The 18,099-nt window shown below is 69.1% G+C and carries 13 protein-coding genes; 7 read left to right on the top strand and 6 right to left on the bottom strand.

Features of this window, described 5'->3' with window-relative positions; translation table 11 throughout:
- Positions 1-169: 169 nt before the first annotated feature.
- Complete coding sequence (locus AC3WTD_RS00160; RefSeq protein ID WP_492612647.1) at positions 170-748, bottom strand: DNA-3-methyladenine glycosylase I; 579 nt, start codon at positions 746-748, stop codon at positions 170-172.
- 79 nt (positions 749-827) lie between these two features.
- Here AC3WTD_RS00160 and AC3WTD_RS00155 point away from each other — a divergent pair, with 79 nt between their 5' ends.
- Positions 828-1,709, top strand: coding sequence for a DMT family transporter (locus tag AC3WTD_RS00155; protein ID WP_027493269.1), 882 nt, complete (start codon positions 828-830; stop codon positions 1,707-1,709).
- A gap of 66 nt (positions 1,710-1,775) precedes the next feature.
- A complete protein-coding gene (locus AC3WTD_RS00150) occupies positions 1,776-2,897 on the top strand; it encodes a sterol desaturase family protein (RefSeq protein ID WP_492612646.1) in 1,122 nt (373 codons plus the stop codon).
- Between the two features lie 13 nt (positions 2,898-2,910).
- On the opposite strand, the gene AC3WTD_RS00145 is transcribed toward AC3WTD_RS00150, so the two are convergent.
- The gene (locus AC3WTD_RS00145; protein ID WP_027493267.1) at positions 2,911-3,858 is read right to left on the bottom strand and encodes a pyridoxal-phosphate dependent enzyme; all 948 of its coding nucleotides are present in this window, start codon (positions 3,856-3,858) and stop codon (positions 2,911-2,913) included.
- Positions 3,858-4,859 (bottom strand): aldose 1-epimerase, encoded by a 1,002-nt coding sequence (locus AC3WTD_RS00140; protein WP_027493266.1) that lies wholly within the window; start codon positions 4,857-4,859, stop codon positions 3,858-3,860. Before AC3WTD_RS00140 ends, AC3WTD_RS00145 begins: the two co-directional genes overlap by 1 nt.
- A 65-nt stretch (positions 4,860-4,924) precedes the next feature.
- On the opposite strand from AC3WTD_RS00140, the gene pepN reads away from it, so the two are divergent.
- A complete protein-coding gene (gene pepN, locus AC3WTD_RS00135) occupies positions 4,925-7,579 on the top strand; it encodes an aminopeptidase N (RefSeq protein ID WP_492612645.1) in 2,655 nt (884 codons plus the stop codon).
- 85 nt (positions 7,580-7,664) lie between these two features.
- Here the strand turns inward: pepN and AC3WTD_RS00130 are convergent, their stop codons facing one another.
- On the bottom strand, positions 7,665-7,844 hold the full coding sequence (locus AC3WTD_RS00130) for a hypothetical protein (RefSeq protein ID WP_235605863.1): 180 nt from the start codon (positions 7,842-7,844) through the stop codon (positions 7,665-7,667).
- Between the two features lie 590 nt (positions 7,845-8,434).
- Between AC3WTD_RS00130 and mnmG the strand changes: the two genes are divergently transcribed.
- From mnmG to AC3WTD_RS00110, 4 genes are all read left to right on the top strand, one after another.
- The gene (mnmG, locus tag AC3WTD_RS00125; RefSeq protein WP_492612644.1) at positions 8,435-10,312 is read left to right on the top strand and encodes a tRNA uridine-5-carboxymethylaminomethyl(34) synthesis enzyme MnmG; all 1,878 of its coding nucleotides are present in this window, start codon (positions 8,435-8,437) and stop codon (positions 10,310-10,312) included.
- A 62-nt stretch (positions 10,313-10,374) separates the two neighbouring features.
- Positions 10,375-11,148 carry an RDD family protein gene (locus tag AC3WTD_RS00120; RefSeq protein ID WP_492612643.1) on the top strand — a complete coding sequence of 258 codons (774 nt, stop codon included), beginning with the start codon at positions 10,375-10,377 and terminating at the stop codon, positions 11,146-11,148.
- A 149-nt stretch (positions 11,149-11,297) separates the two neighbouring features.
- Positions 11,298-13,628 (top strand): Tex family protein, encoded by a 2,331-nt coding sequence (locus AC3WTD_RS00115; protein WP_492612642.1) that lies wholly within the window; start codon positions 11,298-11,300, stop codon positions 13,626-13,628.
- A gap of 115 nt (positions 13,629-13,743) precedes the next feature.
- Positions 13,744-15,585, top strand: a complete 1,842-nt coding sequence (locus AC3WTD_RS00110; RefSeq protein WP_492612641.1) for an autotransporter outer membrane beta-barrel domain-containing protein — start codon at positions 13,744-13,746, stop codon at positions 15,583-15,585.
- A gap of 105 nt (positions 15,586-15,690) precedes the next feature.
- On the opposite strand, the gene AC3WTD_RS00105 is transcribed toward AC3WTD_RS00110, so the two are convergent.
- Positions 15,691-16,572, bottom strand: a complete 882-nt coding sequence (locus AC3WTD_RS00105; protein ID WP_492612640.1) for a YbaY family lipoprotein — start codon at positions 16,570-16,572, stop codon at positions 15,691-15,693.
- A gap of 167 nt (positions 16,573-16,739) precedes the next feature.
- Positions 16,740-18,038: a phosphoribosylamine--glycine ligase gene (purD, locus tag AC3WTD_RS00100; RefSeq protein WP_492612639.1), complete on the bottom strand. Its 1,299-nt coding sequence runs from the start codon at positions 18,036-18,038 to the stop codon at positions 16,740-16,742.
- Positions 18,039-18,099: the final 61 nt, after the last annotated feature.

The following is an 18,099-nucleotide window of genomic DNA, read 5'->3' as shown; positions in this document are numbered from 1 at the left end:
ATCGGAGAACGAAGTTTTCACAAGTGCGCACGGCGTGCCGTTCAGCACACATTTCGTCCACGGTACCGTTGGCGTTCAGGCTCATGCCGTTGCTGTGAAAGAGCGCACATTTCGGCATGTCGCCGTCGCCGCGTCTCGCAAGTTCTTGCGTATGCGCGGCGCGCCGCGCTCACCCCTGCCGGTGGCGAAAACAACCCACAAGGTGATCGTCGACCATGCCGGTGGCCTGCAACAGCGAGTAGCAGATGGTGCTGCCGACGAAGCGGAAGCCGCGCTTCTTCAGCGCCTTGCTCATGCGATCGGACAGGGCGGCGCTGGCCGGTACCTCGGCCTGGCTGCGCCAGCGGTTGCGCAGCGGCTTGCCGTCGACGAACGACCACAGATAGCCGTCCAGACTGCCGAACTCCGCGATCACTTCGAGCGCCGCGACCGCATTGTCGCGGGTGGCCGAAACCTTCAGTCGGTTGCGGATGATGCCCGGGTCGAGCAGGCACTTTTCCAGCTCGCGATCGCTCATCGCGGCGACCCGGGCGATCTCGAAACCATGGAAGGCCCTGCGGTAGTTGTCGCGCTTGGCCAGCACGGTGCGCCAGGACAGGCCGGCCTGGGCGCCTTCGAGGCAGAGGAACTCGAACAGTGCGCGGTCGTCGTGCAGCGGCACGCCCCACTCGGTGTCATGGTAGTCGCGCATCAGCGCGTCGCCGTTGGCGGCCCAGTGGCAGCGTGGCAGTTCGGGGGTCCCGGTCATGGCTGGCGGATGGTCGAAGGGTGCGCCACAAGCTAACCCACGCCGCTAGACTTGTCGCCCCTTCCCGTCCCGATCGCCCATGCCGCCCTCGCCATCCCGCGGCGCGTTGTCCGCGCTGCTCGTCACCATCCTGATCTGGGCCTACAGCTGGGTCGTGATGAAACAGGTGCTGGCGTACGCCGGGCCGTTCCACTTCGCCGCGCTGCGCTACCTGCTCGGCGCCGCCGTGCTGTTTGCCGCGCTGCTGCTGTCGCGGCAATCGCTGCGGCCGCCGCCGCTGGGACCCACGCTGCTGATCGGCCTGTGCCAGACCACCGCGTTCCAGGGGCTGGAGCAATGGGCGCTGCTCGACGGTGGTGCCGGTCACGTCGCCCTGCTCGCGTACACCATGCCGTTCTGGGCGGTGCTGCTGGCCTGGCTGCTGCTGGGCGACCGCCCCACGGCGCGGCACTGGCTGGGACTGGCGCTGGCCGCGCTCGGGCTGCTGTGCATCATCGAACCATGGCGCGCCATGGGCAGTGCGCTGAGCACCGCGCTGGCGATCGCCGGCGGCGTCGCGTGGGCGGCCGGCACCGTGCTCAGCAAGCGCATGTTTCTGCGGCATGCGTCGTCAGTGCTCAACCTCACCGCGTGGCAGATGCTGCTGGGCGGCATCGCGCTCGGCGGCATCGCGCTGGTGGTGCCGGAGCGCGCGATCGAGTGGAACTGGGCCTTCGTCGGCGGGTTGACCTACAGCGTGCTGCTGGCCTCCAGCCTGGCCTGGTGGCTGTGGTCGATCGTGCTGCAGCGGCTGCCGACCACGGTGGCCAGCGTGGCCAGCCTCGGCGTGCCGGTCGTCAGCGTGCTGCTGGCGTGGCTGATCCTGCACGAGCAGCCCTCGGCCATGGAGCTGGTTGGCATCGTGTTCGTGCTGCTCGGGCTGTTCGCGGTCAGCGGCGTGGGAGCAAAGCGCCGTTCCTGAGCATTCAGCGTCCGCGCCATCGCGCGGCGATATGATTGGGCCGCTGCCGAATCCGAAGAAGCGCCGATGTTCGATCTGCCCCAACTATGGAATTTTCTGGTCAGCTGGCTGGCTGACCACGCGATCATCCCGCTGCTGAGTGCGCTGCACCTGGACGGCCTGGCCGGCGACCCGCGCGACATCGCCGCCGCGCTGCTGATCGCGGCGCTGCAGCTCGCCATCATCGGCTTCATCTTCCGCCCGCTGGAGACCTTCTTCCCCGCAGAAAAGTGGACGGACCGCAAGCTCACCCGGGTCGACCGCAACTACACGCTGCTGATGCTGCTGGGCATCTTCCCGCTGTTCACCTACCTGGTGCTGATGCCGTTCAGCCACCTGTTCGGCAGCGCCGATGCGGCCGCCGCCACCGGCAGCGCCTCGCCGCTGGCGCTGAAGAACCTGGTGCCGTGGTTCAACGACCACCCTTACGTGCTGTTCGCGGTGTACTACGTGGTGTACGACTTCACGTACTACTGGATGCACCGCACCCAGCACGCGATCCCGTGGTGGTGGGCGCTGCACAGCATGCACCACAGCACGCGCCAGATGAGCTGCTGGACCAACGATCGCGGCAGCCTGGTGGATGGTTTCATCCAGTCGATGATCCTGGCCACGGTGGGCCTGGTGATCGGCGTGGACCCGGACGAGTTCGCCTGGCTGATGCTGCTCGGTGAACTGGTGCAGAACTTCTCGCACACCAACGTCCGGCTGGGCTTCGGCCGCGTGCTCGACCGCGTGTTCGTCGCCCCGAAGTTCCACCGCCTGCACCACATGCTGGTCGATCCCGAGCGGCCGACGCTGCACAACTGCAACTACGGCCAGGTGCTCTCGGTGTGGGACGTGCTGTTCGGCACCGCGCTGTACGGCGAACCGCCGCGGCCGACCGGCGTGGGCGATCCGATCGTCGACGCCGACAACAACTACGGCCTGATCGGGCTGCACTGGGCTGCGCTGAAGCGCTTCTGGGTCGCCGTGCGCCAGCCCGCCGGCTGGCGGCCGGGCGAAGTGGCGTTCGGCGCGGACTACACGCCGATTCCGGTCGGCCAATTGGATCTGCACGCGCTGGCGCAGCACCAGCCCGCTGCGGTCGGCAGCGACGCCGGCGACGCGCCGGCCGGCAGCACCCTGGTGGAGTCGGCGCCGGGTTGATCCACCCGTCGGTTCACCAGGGTAGCGCGTCGAGATCCACGTTGCCGCCGGTCAGCACCACGCCGACGCGCTTGCCGGCGAAGCGCCGCGGCTGCTTGAGGATCGCCGCGAGCACGGTGGCGCTGGACACTTCCACCACCTGCTTCAGCTCCGACCACAGCAGCCGCATCGCAGCGACGGTCTCCGCGTCGCTGACCGTGATCACCTCGACGCGATGCATGCGCAGCGCGTCGAGGTTGTGCTCGCCAACCAGCGCGCGCAGGCCATCGCAGATCGTATCCGGCACCACCGTGGTGACCCGCGTGCCCTGCGCCAGCGAGCGCGCCGCGTCGTCGGCACCGAGCGGCTCGGCGGCGAACAGGGCCAGCGCCGGGTCGAGGCCGTGCGCGGCGATCGCCACGCCGCTGGCCAGGCCGCCGCCGCCGACCGGCGTGACCAGTGCGTCCAGTCCCGGCGCCTGCCGCAGCAGCTCCAGCGCAAGCGTGCCCTGGCCGGCCATCACCCGGATGTCGGCATACGGATGCACCAACTCGGCGCCGGTGGCGCGCTGCACCCCGGCGCACATCGCCTCGCGCGCAGCCTGGGTCGGCGCGCAGCGATGCAGGGTGGCGCCGGCGCGCTCGATCGCTTCGAGCTTGGCGCGCACCGCGCCTTCCGGCACCACCACGTGCGCGGCGATGCCGCGGGTGGCGGCAGCCAGCGCCAGCGCGTTGCCGTGGTTGCCGGAGGAATGGGTGACCACGCCGCGCGCGGCCTGCGCATCGTCAAGCGACCACACCGCATTGCAGGCACCACGGAACTTGAACGCGCCGCCACGCTGCAGGTTCTCGCACTTGAAGTGCAGCTCCGCGCCGGCCAGCGCATCCAGCGCCGCGCCGCGCAGCACCGGGGTGACGCTGGCGTACGGCGCGATGCGCGCGGCGGCATCGAGAATCTGCTCGAAATCGGGCAAGGCATCCATCACGGTTCGATCTCCACGCCACAACGGAAGCGGCGCTCGGCGCCGGGTTCGAGCCGGATCGCCGCGGCGCACTCGGGCCGGTTGAACGCGTCGGCCATGCACTCCATCGGCTCCAGCGCGACCGCGCGGCGGGCGTCGCGGCTGACCGTGTCGGCGGTGAACGCGTGCATCACGCCATGCTCCTGCCACACCGCGATGGCGAAACCGCTGACCGGGTTGCGCAGGCGGGTGCGGATGCGACCGTCGGCGTCGACGTCGAGGTCGGTGTAGCCCTGATCGATGATGCTGTCACCGATCCGCCGCGACTCGCGGAAATCCAGCGCCGGCGCATCGTCCAGCGCCACATACGCTTCCGCGCCGGCCAGCGCGATCAGGTTGGCACCAGTGCGGATCAGCGTCTGCGCAGGAATCTGCAGCTGCCAGTCGTCGACCTCACCGTCGGCCACGTGGAAATACGGATGCCAGCCGAAGAAGCACGGCGCGGCGCGGTCGCCGACATTGCGCATGCACGCCTCCAGGGTGAGGCCACCGGCATCCAGGGTGAACGTCACCGCGAGGTCGATCGCATGCGGGTAGCCGGGCTGCGGGCGGATCGCGCGGGTGGTCAGGGTGGCCTGCGCGCGGTCGTCGTCCGCGGCCAGTGCGGCGAGCTCGAAATCCACGTCGCGCACGAAGCCGTGCCGGCTGGCCCGCGCGGCGCCGGTCACGCCGGGTTGCAGATCCTGCGCGTGGCCGTCGAAGGTGTAGCGCGCGTCGGCGATGCGCCCGGCGAACGGCGCCATGATGGCGAAGCGCGAACCCGCGCGGGCGGTCACTTCGTCCGCATCGCGGTAGCCGTCGGCGAGGTCGCGCACCGACCCGGCGGCGCCGACCTCGAAATCGAGCAGTGCCGCGCCATGGCGCGCGATGCGCACGCACCGCCCGCTACCGGGCTCGGCCAGCACCACGATCTCCTGCTCGCCCAGGCGGTCCTGTCCGGCGGCATAACGCTTCGCGTCCACGGGGTTCTCCTGCGTCTGCAACACCCCATGTTACCCTCAGCGGTCCCCATTCCCGCGCCCATCCCATGCATGCACTGCCGCAAGCCGCCACCCCGAGCCTGATCCGCCTGCGCGACTACCGCGCCCCCGCCTGGCGGGTCGAGGCCATCGAGCTGGACTTCGACCTCGGCATTGACGCCAGCGAAGTACTCGCGCGCCTGCATCTGCGCCGCGACGTCGCGCAGGACGCGCCGCTGCGGCTGGACGGCGAGAACCTGCAGCTGCTGGCGATCGCGCTGGACGGTCGCACGCTGTCCGCCGGCGAATACCGCTACGACGACAGTGTGCTGGTAGTGGACGGCGTCCGCGACGGCAGCGTGCTGGAGACCCGTGTGCGGCTGCGCCCGGCGGCGAACACCGCGCTGGAAGGCCTGTACCTGTCCGGCCCGCGCAAAACCGGCTTCCTGCTGACCCAGTGCGAGGCCGAGGGCTTTCGCCACATCACGTTCTTTCCCGACCGGCCCGACGTGCTGTCCCGCTACACGGTCACCCTGCGCGCCGACCGCGCCCGCTTCCCGGTGCTGCTGGCCGGTGGCAACCCGGACGGCGCCGGCGAGCTGGAAGGCGGCCGCCACTGGGCGCGCTTCGTCGACCCGCACCCGAAGCCGAGCTACCTGTTCGCGCTGGTCGCCGGCCGACTGGAAGTGATCGAGCGCGACTACGTCACCGCCGACGGCCGCGCCGTGCAGTTGAAGATCTGGGCCGAGGCCGACGCGATCGGGCGCTGCCACTACGCGATGGACGCACTGGAGCGCGCAATGCGCTGGGACGAGCAGACTTACGGCCGCAACTACGACCTGGACGTGTTCCACGTGGTCGCCACCCACGACTTCAACATGGGCGCGATGGAGAACAAGGGGCTCAACATCTTCAACGCGAAGTGCCTGCTGGCCGAGCCGGACTCGACCACCGACGAGGAGTACCGTCACGTCGAGGCGGTGGTGGCGCACGAATACTTCCACAACTGGAGCGGCAACCGCGTCACCTGCCGCGACTGGTTCCAGCTCTCGCTGAAGGAGGGCCTCACCGTATTCCGCGAACAGAGCTTCTCGGCCGACATGAATTCGGCGCCACTGAAGCGCATCGAGGATGTCGCCCTGCTGCGCCGTGCGCAGTTCCCCGAGGACGCCGGTCCGCTGGCGCATCCGGTGCGCCCGGCACAGTACAGCGAGATCAACAATTTCTATACCGCCACGGTGTACGAGAAGGGCGCCGAGCTGGTGCGCATGCTGGCCAGTGCGCTGGGCCGGGACGGCTTCCGCCGCGGCATGGACCGCTACTTCGAGCGCAACGACGGCCACGCTGCCACGCTGGAGGATTTCCTCGCCGCGCTGGGCGAGGCCAACGGCAGCGACCTCACGCCCTACCTCGCCTGGTACGCCCAGGCCGGCACGCCGCGGCTGAAGGCGCACGGGCACTACGACGCAGCGGCCCATACCTATACGCTGACCCTGGCCCAGCAAATCCCGGCTGGCCACGGCGCGGAGCCCCGCGCGCCGCTGCCGATCCCGGTCAAGCTGGCGCTGTTCACCCCGCACGGCGACATGCTGCCGCTGCATCTGGACGGCCAGACGTCCAAACCAGTTACCGAGCTGGTGGTGGTGCTCGACCGCGCCGAGCGGAACTTCGTCTTCACCGACGTCGGCGCCGCGCCGGTGCCATCGCTGCTGCGCGGCTTCTCCGCGCCGGTGATCCTGGAGTACGACTACACGCCGGACGAGCTGGCGCTGCTGCTGGCCCACGACGTCGACGGCTTCAACCGCTGGGAAGCCAGCCAGCAGCTGGCCGCACGCGCCTACGAGGAGCTGCGCGACGGCACCGCCGGTGCCGCGCTGCACGCCTGGTGCGATGCACTGGCGCGGTTGTTCGACGGCGCCGCCGTCGACGACGCGTTGCTGGCCGACCTGCTCACCCCGCCCGGCGAGATCGAGCTGGCCGAGCGCGAAACCGCGATCGACCCGCAGCGTATCCATCAATCACGCCAGGCACTGCAACGGCAGCTGGCCGAGCGGCTGGGCGCGGAAAACCTGCAGCGGCGGTACCTCGCGCTGCTCGCGCAAACCGGCATCGAGCTCGATGCATCGAGCCAGGCGCGCCGCCGGTTGCAGCGCCGCGTGCTGGAACTGCTGGCGCTGCTGGACCCGACCGGTGCCGGCGCGCTGGCCGCCACGCAATACCGCGACGCCCCCGGCATGACCGATCGTCTCGCTGCGTTGTCGGTGCTGGTGCGCAGCGGCGCTGCGCAGGCCGCCGCGGCGCTGCGCGACTATCGCGAACGCTACGCCGGCAACGCACTGGCGCTGGACAAGTGGTTCGCGGTACAGGCGCAGTTGCCGGGCGAGCCAGCGCTGAATCGCGTGCGACAGCTGGAGCGCGACGACGCATTCACGCTGAAGAATCCGAACCGGGTGCAGTCGCTGCTGGGTGCATTCGTGCGCAGCAACCCGAGCGGTTTCCACCGTGCCGACGGCGCCGGCTACCGACTGCTGGGCGAACGACTGGTGGCGCTGGATGCCTTGAACCCGCAGGTGGCCGCGCGACTGGCCACGGCGTTCAACGGCTGGCAGCGGTTGGAGCCGCGGCGGCGCGAGGCGGCGCAGGCGGCCATCGTGGAATTGGCCCGGCAACCCGGGCTTTCGCGCAACCTGGCCGAGATCATCGACAGCGTGCTGAACCACTGAACCGCGGCGGACGCATTGCACCCTCCCGCCGGGTCGCCCTGGCATGCGCGGCGATGCCGCCATGCACGCGGGCGGGGTATCTCATTCAGACGTCCAGATGATCGAGCGCCTCAAGCAGGCTCTGCATGCGCGACTCCAGCGTCGGCTGCAGCTCCACGCGCTCGCTGTCGTCGCGCTCGCTCAGTCCGTCGATGGCCATCTCGACCTGGCCGATTTCGACCAGCAAGTCATGGTGCGGATAAACCGGTTGGAAGTCGAAGCTCATGTCCATTACTTCCCTGGTGGGTGGGTAAGCAGACGATGCAACCGCCATGCCATATGTGAGCTGGATCACGGAGAATTTGGGCAGGCAATCACACGACTGACGCAACACGTCATCTGCTGCCGCGATCGGGCACAAAACTCCTTTTCAGTCACCCCGTGTTCACGCGTTTGCGGTGAATATCGCCCCACGTTCCACGGCAGCCGCCATGGGGCGGCGCCAGCAGATTTACGGTTTCTGGCGCTCGGCAACACGGTCATCCTGGATTCCCCCTGTTCCTGAGACCGCCGGGCGCCAGATCTAACAGCACGAAGCCCCGCGGCCATCACCGCGGGGCTTCGTCTTTACGGCCCTTGCCGGCCGCGCAAAAGACGACGGCACCCCGAGGGGTGCCGTCTTGCTTCCTTTCCTGGTACGCGATCGAACCCCTGTCCGTTCGACCTCGGCGCGCGTGGTCGCGCAGCGTCTGCCCGTGAAAGTGCTGGTTCCCCGTAAGCAGGAAGCGTGCCAGCTGCCCTGCGCGGCCCGCAAGGCATTGATGGCGCTACCATGGCGCCCCGTTTCGTCAGTTTCTGCATGCCCAGGTCAGTTTGATGCGCCATCCGACCCACTACGACGTCATCGTGATCGGCGGCGGCCACGCCGGTACCGAGGCCGCGCTGGCCGCCGCGCGCACCGGTGCGCGCACGCTGCTGCTCAGCCACAACATCGAGACGATCGGCCAGATGAGCTGCAACCCGGCGATCGGCGGCATCGGCAAGGGCCATCTGGTGAAGGAGATCGACGCGCTGGGCGGCGCGATGGCGCACGCGGCCGACCGCGCCGGCATCCAGTGGCGCACGCTGAACGCGTCGAAAGGCCCGGCCGTGCGCGCCACCCGCTGCCAGGCCGACCGCGCGCTGTACAAGGCGGCGATCCGGCGCATGGTGGAAACCCAGCCGAACCTGGAATTGTTCCAGCAGGCGGTGGACGACCTCATCATCGAGCACGGCCGCGTCTGCGGCGTGGTCACCCAGATGGGGCTCGCCTTCGATGCGCGCGCCGTGGTGCTCACCGCCGGCACCTTCCTCGCCGGCAAGATCCACATTGGCCAGGCGCAGTACGCCGGCGGTCGCGCCGGCGATCCGCCGGCCAGCACGCTGGCCGCGAAACTGCGCGAGCTGCCGGTCGCTGCCGACCGGCTGAAGACCGGCACGCCGCCGCGCATCGACCGGCGCAGCATCGACTTCAGCGGCCTGGAAGAGCAGCCCGGCGACGATCCGATGCCGGTGTTCTCCTACCTCGGTACGCGCGACGAGCACCCGCGCCAGGTCAGTTGCTGGATCACCCATACCGGCGAGCGCACCCACGAGATCATCCGCGGCGCGCTGGACCGCTCGCCGCTGTACACCGGCCAGATCGAGGGTGTCGGCCCGCGCTACTGCCCGTCGATCGAGGACAAGGTGGTGCGCTTCGCGGAGAAGTCCTCGCACCAGATCTTCATCGAGCCGGAAGGGCTGGACACCTTCGAGATCTACCCGAACGGCATCTCCACCTCGCTGCCGTACGACGTGCAGCTGGCACTGGTGCAGTCGATCAAGGGCTTCGAGCACGCGCACATCACCCGCCCCGGCTATGCGATCGAGTACGACTACTTCGACCCGCGCGGACTGCACCCGTGGCTGGAGACCAAGGCGATCCCGGGCCTGTACTTCGCCGGCCAGATCAACGGCACCACCGGCTACGAGGAAGCCGCCGCGCAGGGCCTGGTCGCCGGCCTCAACGCCGCGCTGGCGGTGCACGGCAAGGCACCCTGGTACCCGCGCCGCGACGAGGCGTACCTCGGCGTGCTGATCGACGACCTCACCAGCAATGGCACCATCGAGCCGTACCGCATGTTCACCTCGCGCGCCGAATACCGGCTGCACCTGCGCGAGGACAACGCCGACCTGCGCCTCACCGAACAGGGCTTCGAGCTGGGCGTGGTGACGCCGGCGCGCTTCGACGCGCTGCGCGCCAAGCGCGACGCGGTCGAACGCGAACTGCAGCGCCTGGGCGCGTTGTGGGTGACCCCGGCGAATGCGCGCGGCGCCGCGGTCGAGCGCCAGCTCGGCATCGCGGTCAGCCGCGAGACCAGCGCCATCGACCTGCTGCGCCGGCCTGAGCTGGACTACGCGAAGCTCGCCGGCGTACCGGAACTAGGGCCGACGGTGGCGCGCGACGACGTCGCCGCCCAGGTCGAGGTGCAGGTGAAATACGCCGGCTACCTCGAGCGCCAGCGCGGGGAGATCGAACGCCAGCGCCGCCACGAGCAGCTGGCGATTCCCGTCGGCTTCGACTACGACAAGGTGCGCGGGCTGTCGGCCGAGGTGCTGCTGAAACTGAAGCGTGCGCTGCCGGCCACGGTCGGCCAGGCCGCGCGCGTCAGCGGCGTCACCCCGGCGGCGATCTCGCTGCTGCTGGTGCATCTGAAGCGCCGCGACGCCGCCTGACCTCCGCGCGGTAATCCGCTCATGGCATCATGCGCACTTTCACCGGCATGGGGAGTGCACGCATGGAAATCTGGATCGGCCGCGACGGCGAACGGCACGGCCCGTACAAGGAAGACGATGTGCGCCAGTGGCTGCGCAGCGGCCAGGTAAGCCACGACGATCTTGCCTGGCACGAAGGCCTGGCCGACTGGCAGCCGCTGTCGGTGCTGTTCCCCGACGTGGCGGCCGCGCCGCCGCCGACAAGCGCCAATCCCTACGCTGCGCCTTCCGCCCCGCTGCTGCCGCAGACCACCGCCGCCGCGCTGGAAGACTACGCCGGCTTCTGGAAGCGTGTGGCCGCCTACATCCTCGATGCGATCGTGCTGTACATCCCGCAGATGCTGATCGAGAAGGCGTTCGACGGCGACGACGCCAAGGCGGCGCTGAAGCAGGCCAGCCTCGACGCGGTCGGCAACCCGGACGCCATGATGGCCGCCAACATGCATTACTACGCCACGATGTGGCCGGCGATGCTGCTGATCGTGGTGCTCGGCGTGCTGTACTTCACCGTGTGCGAAAGCTCGGCCTGGCAGGGCACGCTGGGCAAGCTGGCGCTGGGCATCCGGGTCACCGACCTGGAAGGCCGGCGGATCAGCTTCCCGCGCGCGCTGGGCCGCTACTTCGCCAAGTTCCTCAGCGCCATCATCCTCGGTATCGGCTTCCTGATGGTTGCCTGGACGCAGCGCAAGCAGGGTCTGCACGACATGATCTGCGGCACCCTGGTGCTGAACGGCCGCGCCAGCGAGTTCAAGCCCAACCCGTCGGCGTCCGACAGCCGCAACTCGTTCAGCGCCTGAGCTGGCGTTGATTCCAACCACGGCGCCGCGGTCGATCCGCGGCGCCGTTCTCGTTTCTGCGGCGGCTGCGGCGGCATCGCTTGGTATCATCAGCCGCTTCATCTTTTCATCCGGCGCACCACGCCGTCGCCAGGAACCGATCACCGCCCATGCTCAGCATCGAACAACGCATTGCCAACGACATCGTCGCCAAGACCGAACAGGTACGCGCGGCGGTCGACCTGCTCGACGGCGGCGCCACCGTGCCGTTCATCGCCCGCTACCGCAAGGAGGTCACCGGCGGCCTCGACGACACCCAGCTGCGCCTGCTGGAGGAACGCCTGCGCTACCTGCGCGAGCTGGAAGAGCGACGCGCGGCGATCCTCGCCAGCGTCGAGGAGCAGGGCAAGCTCAGCGATGCGTTGAAGGCCGACCTGCTCGCCGCCGATACCAAGGCGCGGCTGGAGGATCTGTACCTGCCGTTCAAGCCCAAGCGCCGCACCAAGGCGCAGATCGCCCGCGAAGCCGGGCTGGAACCGCTGGCGACGGGCCTGCGCGAAGATCCCACGCGCACGCCGGAGGCATTCGCCGAAGCGTTCGTCGATGCGGACAAGGGCGTGGCCGACGTGCGCGCCGCGCTGGACGGCGCGCGCGCGATCCTGATGGAGTCGATCGCCGAAGACGCGCACCTGGTCGGCGAGCTGCGCGACTGGCTGTGGGCGCAGGGGCAGATCCGCGCAAAAGTGGTCGAAGGCAAGGAAAACGAAGGCGCGAAGTTCCGCGACTACTTCGACCACGTCGAACCGATCGCGAAGATTCCCTCGCACCGCCTGCTGGCGCTGATGCGCGCGCGCAACGAGGGCGTGATCGAACTCGAGCTCGCGCCCGCCGCAGACAGTGAGCAGGGCCATGCCGAGGGCGAAGGCCGTGTCGCCGCGCATGCCGACATCCACAACCGCGGCCGCGCCGCGGATGCGTGGTTGCGCGAGACGGTGCGCCTGACCTGGCGGGTGAAGCTGCACCTGCACCTCACGCTGGACCTGTTCGGCCGTGTGCGCGAAGGCGCCGAGGACGAGGCGATCCGCGTGTTCGGCGACAACCTGAAGGACCTGATGCTGGCCGCACCGGCCGGCGCCAAGACGGTGATGGGGCTGGACCCCGGCATCCGCACCGGTTGCAAGGTCGCGGTGGTCGACGCCACTGGCAAGCTGCTGGCTACCGACACGATCTACCCGCTGGAGCCGCGGCGGCAGTGGAACGAATCGCTGGTGTCGCTGGCCAAGCTGTGCCGGCAGCACGGCGTGGACCTGATCGCGATCGGCAACGGCACCGGCTCGCGCGAGACCGACAAGCTGGCCGGCGAACTGATCAGGAAGCTGCCCGAGGCGAAGCTCTCGAAAGTCGTGGTGAGCGAGGCCGGCGCCTCGGTGTATTCCGCCTCGGAACTGGCGGCGAAGGAGTTCCCTGAGCTGGACGTGAGCCTGCGCGGCGCCGTCTCGATCGCACGGCGCCTGCAGGACCCGCTGGCCGAGCTGGTGAAGATCGAGCCCAAGGCGATCGGCGTGGGCCAGTACCAGCACGACGTGAACCAGATCAAGCTGGCGCGCGCGCTGGACGCGAAAGTGGAGGACTGCGTCAATGCGGTCGGCGTGGACGTCAACACCGCTTCCGCCGCGCTGCTCTCGCGCGTGGCGGGGCTGTCCGCCTCGGTGGCCGAGAACGTGGTGAAGCACCGCGACGCGAACGGCCCGTTCGCCAACCGCAAGGCGCTGCTGAAGGTGCCGCGGCTCGGCGACAAGGCGTTCGAGCAGTGCGCCGGATTCCTGCGCGTGCCCAGCGGCAACAACCCGCTGGATGCCAGCGCGGTGCACCCGGAAGCCTACCCGGTGGTCGAGCGGATCATCGCGCAGTGCGGCCGCGAGGTGCGCAACATCATCGGCGACAGCGCCTTCCTGCGCGGCCTGAAAGCCGAACAGTTCACCGACGAAAAATTTGGTGTACCCACCGTGCGCGACATCCTGAAGGAGCTGGAAAAGCCGGGCCGGGATCCGCGCCCGGCGTTCGTCGCACCGAGCTTCGCCGAAGGCGTGGAGGACCTGAAGGACCTGCGCCCCGGCATGATCCTGGAAGGCCGCGTCACCAACGTCGCCGCGTTCGGCGCGTTCGTCGACATCGGCGTGCACCAGGACGGGCTGGTGCATGTCTCGGCGCTGTCGCATACCTTCGTGAAGGATCCGCGCGACGCAGTGAAGGCCGGCGACATCGTCAAGGTCAAGGTGATGGAGGTGGACCTGCCGCGCCAGCGCATCGGCCTCAGCATGCGGCTGGACGACGAGCCGGGCCAGGCGCGTGGCGGCCGTGCGGGCGCCGCCGGCAACGATACCCGCGGCGGCCAGCGCGACAACCGCGGCCCGCGCCCGGGTGGCGGCGCGCCCAAACCGGCTCCCGCCCCGGCCAGCAATGCCTTTGCCGACGCGTTCGCGCGCGCCGGCAAGCGCTGAATTCCCCGCGACTTGCTTGCATACGGCGGCGATGCGCTGCAGCATGCGGTTCCGTATGGAATGCCGTAACGTAACTTCAGACTAACAAGGCCATCCCGGCCGAAGGAGTGTCAGCATGCTTCGTCCCCGCCATCTGGCCGGCGCCATCGCCACCGCGTTGCTGTTCAGCACGGCTGCCGCGGCCACCGATTTCAGCAACGTCATCGTCTTCGGCGACAGCCTCAGCGACAACGGCAACATCTCGCTGGCCACCGCGCCCGGCATCCAGCCGCCGCTGCGCTTCACCACCAACCCGGGCACCACCACGGCGGAGAACGTGGCGTCCGGCCTCGGCTTCACGCTGAAGCCATCGGCGGCCGGCGGTACCGATTTCGCCTGGGGCGGCGCCGGCTTCGTCAACAACGTGGCCGCGGTGCCGACCATTCCGCAACAGCTGCAGATGTATCTCGGCACGACCGGCGGCAAGGCCGACGGCAACGCCCTGTACCAGGTCTGGGGCGGCGCCAACGACATCTTCTATCTGAGCGGAGCGCTGACCAACCCGAACGCGATCGCCGCCGGCACCGCCAGCGCGGCGCAGGCCGAGCTGGGCGTGCTGGGCGCGCTGCAGGCCGCCGGCGCACGGTACGTGGTGGTCTACAACCTGCCCGACCTCGGCAAGACGCCCGCGTCCGCCGCCGGCGGCGCCGCCGCGCAGGCCGGCGCCAGCCAGCTCGCCGTGCTCTACAACGGCGTGCTCAACAGCGGGCTGATGCAGTTGAGCAACAACGGCCTGAACATCATTCCAGTGAACACCTTCGCCCTGCTCAACGAGGCGGTCGCCAACCCTTCGGCCTACGGCTTCAGCAACGTCACCACGCCGGCGTGCAGCGGCAGTTCGATCCAGTGCGGCCCGCAGGGCTCGGGCCTGCCCTACAGCTACGCGGCGGGCACGAACCAGACCTACCTGTTCGCCGATGGCGTGCATCCGACTACCGCCGCCGACGCGATGCTCGGCCAGTACGTGCTGTCGGTGCTCCGTGCGCCGGGGCAGATCTCGCTGCTCGGCGAGGCGCCGCTGGCCGCCAGCACCGCGCAGAACCGCGTCATGCGCGAGCAGATGCTGACCACCGGCAAGGACGGCGACGTGCGTACCTTCGTCAACATCGACTACGCGAAGCAGCGCTTCGACGCCAGCGGCCATTCCCCACGCACCAACAGCGACAATTTCAACTTCACCCTGGGCGCCAACTTCTTCGCCGGCGAGCATGTCACCGCCGGCATGGCGCTGGGCATCGGCCAGCACAACGCCGATTTTTCCGGTGGCGGCGGCTACAAGCTGCAGGACATCAGCGGCCTGGGCTATCTCGGCTACCACAACGGCGGCGGCTACGTGGGTGGCTACGTCAACTTCGGCCAGTCCAATTTCAAGAACATCGAACGCCGCATGAGCATCGGTGCCGCGCAGCGCACCGAAACCGGCAAGACCGACGGCTCGCACCTGGGCGGCGGCGTCACCGGCGGCTGGTGGTTCGACCTTTCCGACAAGCTGCAGACCGGGCCATTCGCCAACCTCGACTGGCAGACCGTGAAGGTCAGCGGCTACAGCGAAAACGGCAATGACAGCAGCGCCATGTGGTTCGGGCGGCAGCAGCGCGACTCGCTGCTGGCCACGCTGGGTTGGCGCCTGCGCGGCCAGTGGCAGGTCAACAACCTGCTGATGTCGCCCTATGTCGAATTGGCCTGGAACCACGACAGCAAGGCCGACCCGCGCATGGTCAGCGCCGGCCTGAACAGCATGAACGGCACGTTCGCCCTGTCCGGCTTCAACCCCGACCAGAGCTGGGGCACCGCGACGCTGGGCCTGTCCGCCCAGCTGACCCCGAGCGTACAGAGCTGGATCGGCTACAGCGGGCGCTTCAGCGACAACAGCCAGAAGTACAACAGCGTCAACATGGGCGTGCGGATCAACCTCTGACCACCGGCATCGCGGCCCGGCCGGGCCGCCGCATGAAAAAAGCCGCCCGCATTGCGGGCGGCTTTTTTTGTCGGGGCACCCGCCCGAGGCGGGAGCCGAAACCGCTTACTTGTTCTTGCCGCCGGTGGCCATGCCGAGGATGGCGATGGCCTGCTTCTTCAGCGTGCCTGCCGCCGCCGGATCGAGCGCTTGCACGTCGCTGCCGACCTGGTGCTGCTTCAGCACCAGCGTGCCGTCGTCGCTCCAGCCGGCGCGGTCGATCGCGCTGGGCTTGCCGGCGCGGCTGGCCTTGGTCTCCTGCACGACCGCCCACGGCTTGCCATCCTTGTAGGCATAGTCGGTGCTGGTATAGCCCTTGTCGCCGTAGTCGACCTCTTCGCGGATGTACTTCACTTCGCCGGCCTGGCGGAACAGCTGCCAGCCGCGCGAATCGTTGGCCTCCAGCTTGGTGCCGTGGCTGATCTTCATGCCGCCGATCTGCGCCTTCGCCTCGGCGAATTCGGCCAGAATCTTCTCGCTGGGCGTCTGCTCCGCCATCAGCTCGATCGCCACGCCATCGTTCTTGCTGCCCTTGGCGAGCACCGGCGCCTGGATCGGCATGGTGTACTTGCGGTCGCCGTCGGTCAGGGTGGCCTGGATCACGTACAGGTCGCCCGGTTTCACTTCGGCCGGGTTGAAGCTCAGCGTGAACGGCTGCGGGAACGCGCCGGCCGGCGAAGTCTTGCTGGCCAGCGGGGCGGAACCCGTCGCGGTGGAGGACACGTCGGCCAGGTTCAGCACCAGGGTGGCGTTCGACGAGGGCGCCGGCGTACCGGCGCGCAGCGTGATCGTGCCGCTCACCTGGCTCGGGATCTGAGGTGCCGCCGAAGCGGTTTTCGCGGCGGCAGGCGCCGCGGAGCCCGTCGACTCCGACGGATTGGGAGCGTTGCTGCAACCCGCCAGAGCCAATGCCGCAACCGACATCAGCGACAAAACCATCTTGCGCATGGGAAAACCTCGTCAAAGCGTGAAATCAAGCACGAAGTCGTTCAGGCGCTTTGCGCCACGACTCTACGCGGGGGAAGTTTCAAGCATAGCCCAAAAAGCGCTGCGCGGAAAAGTCAAGCCATCTGATGGGCTACCATGCGTCGGCGTATGCGGCCAGCGGGCGCGGCTCAGGGCCGGTGCAGAGCCCGATGCGCGATGTCGCGCCGGCAGAACGCGCCGTCGTAATGGATGCGGCCAAGCGTCGCATAGGCGCTTTCGCGTGCCGCCGCGAGGTCGTTGCCCAGCGCGCACACGGTGAGTACGCGGCCGCCGGCGGTAACCGCCCGCCCCTGCGGGTCGAGCCGGGTACCGGCATGGAATACCTTGACCTCGGCGCCTGCCGCGAGGTCGAGGCCCTCGATCGGGTCGCCCAGGCGCACCCGCCCCGGATAGCCACCGGCCGCCATCACCACGCCGATCGCCGGACGCGCGTCCCAGCGCGCGCGGGTCTGCTCTAGCCGGCCGTCCAGCGCCGCGTCGATCAGCTCGACCAGGTCGGACTTCAGCCGCAGCAGGATCGGCTGGGTTTCCGGATCACCGAAGCGCACGTTGAACTCGATCACCTTCGGTGCGCCGGACTTGTCGATCATCAGACCGGCATAGAGGAAACCGATGAACGGCGCGCCCTCGGCCGCCATGCCGTGCAGGGTCGGCTCGATGACTTCCCTGAGGATGCGCTGCTCGACCTCCGGCGTGACCACCGGCGCCGGCGAGTACGCGCCCATGCCGCCGGTGTTGGGGCCGAGGTCGTTTTCGTCACGGCGCTTGTGGTCCTGGCTGGACGCCATCGGCAGCGCGTGGCTGCCGTCGCTCATCACGATGTAGCTGGCTTCCTCGCCGTCGAGGAACTCCTCGACCACCACCCGCGCCGAAGCGTCGCCGAACGCATGCGCGCCGAGCATGTCGTGCAGCGCCAGTTCCGCATCGGCCAGGGTCAGCGCCACCACCACACCCTTGCCGGCGGCCAGGCCGTCGGCCTTGATCACGATCGGCGCGCCCCCGCTTCGATGGGCCTGCTGGCGCACGTAGGCCAGCGCTAGATCGAGTTCGGTGAACACCGCGTAGTGCGCGGTGGGAATGTTGTGCCGTCGCAGGAAATCCTTGGCGAACGCCTTGGAGCCTTCCAGCTGCGCGGCGATAGCACGCGGGCCGAAGATGCGCAGGCCGGCGGCGCGGAAGCGGTCGACCACGCCGGCCACCAGCGGCACCTCGGGGCCGACCACGGTCAGCCCGACCTTTTCTCGCTTCGCCAGCTGCAGCAGGCCGTCGAGATCGTCCACGGCCACCTCGGCGTTGCGCACGCCCGGCTCGCGCGCGGTGCCGGCGTTGCCTGGCGCCACGATCACCTCGTCGACCTGCGGGGATTGCCCGAGCTTCCACGCCAGCGCGTGTTCGCGACCGCCGCCGCCGATGACCAGGACCTTCATTGGGCTGCTCCGAGTGAGGCGCGCCAGCCGGCGCAGCCCGGCATTGTAGCGGCTGCGCGGT

The sequence above is a fragment of the Rhodanobacter sp. FW106-PBR-R2A-1-15 genome (genome assembly GCF_058789735.1).
The sequence above is the reverse complement of the archived record's forward strand: the minus strand, read 5'-3'. Positions and strand labels throughout refer to the sequence as shown.

Coding starts and splice junctions, on each gene's coding strand:
- AC3WTD_RS00160 (WP_492612647.1), bottom strand. CDS start 748: ATGACCGGGACCCCCGAACTGCCACGCTGCCACTGGGCCGCCAACGGC.
- AC3WTD_RS00155 (WP_027493269.1), top strand. CDS start 828: ATGCCGCCCTCGCCATCCCGCGGCGCGTTGTCCGCGCTGCTCGTCACC.
- AC3WTD_RS00150 (WP_492612646.1), top strand. CDS start 1,776: ATGTTCGATCTGCCCCAACTATGGAATTTTCTGGTCAGCTGGCTGGCT.
- AC3WTD_RS00145 (WP_027493267.1), bottom strand. CDS start 3,858: ATGGATGCCTTGCCCGATTTCGAGCAGATTCTCGATGCCGCCGCGCGC.
- pepN (WP_492612645.1), top strand. CDS start 4,925: ATGCATGCACTGCCGCAAGCCGCCACCCCGAGCCTGATCCGCCTGCGC.
- AC3WTD_RS00130 (WP_235605863.1), bottom strand. CDS start 7,844: ATGAGCTTCGACTTCCAACCGGTTTATCCGCACCATGACTTGCTGGTC.
- mnmG (WP_492612644.1), top strand. CDS start 8,435: ATGCGCCATCCGACCCACTACGACGTCATCGTGATCGGCGGCGGCCAC.
- AC3WTD_RS00120 (WP_492612643.1), top strand. CDS start 10,375: ATGGAAATCTGGATCGGCCGCGACGGCGAACGGCACGGCCCGTACAAG.
- AC3WTD_RS00115 (WP_492612642.1), top strand. CDS start 11,298: ATGCTCAGCATCGAACAACGCATTGCCAACGACATCGTCGCCAAGACC.
- AC3WTD_RS00110 (WP_492612641.1), top strand. CDS start 13,744: ATGCTTCGTCCCCGCCATCTGGCCGGCGCCATCGCCACCGCGTTGCTG.
- AC3WTD_RS00105 (WP_492612640.1), bottom strand. CDS start 16,572: ATGCGCAAGATGGTTTTGTCGCTGATGTCGGTTGCGGCATTGGCTCTG.
- purD (WP_492612639.1), bottom strand. CDS start 18,038: ATGAAGGTCCTGGTCATCGGCGGCGGCGGTCGCGAACACGCGCTGGCG.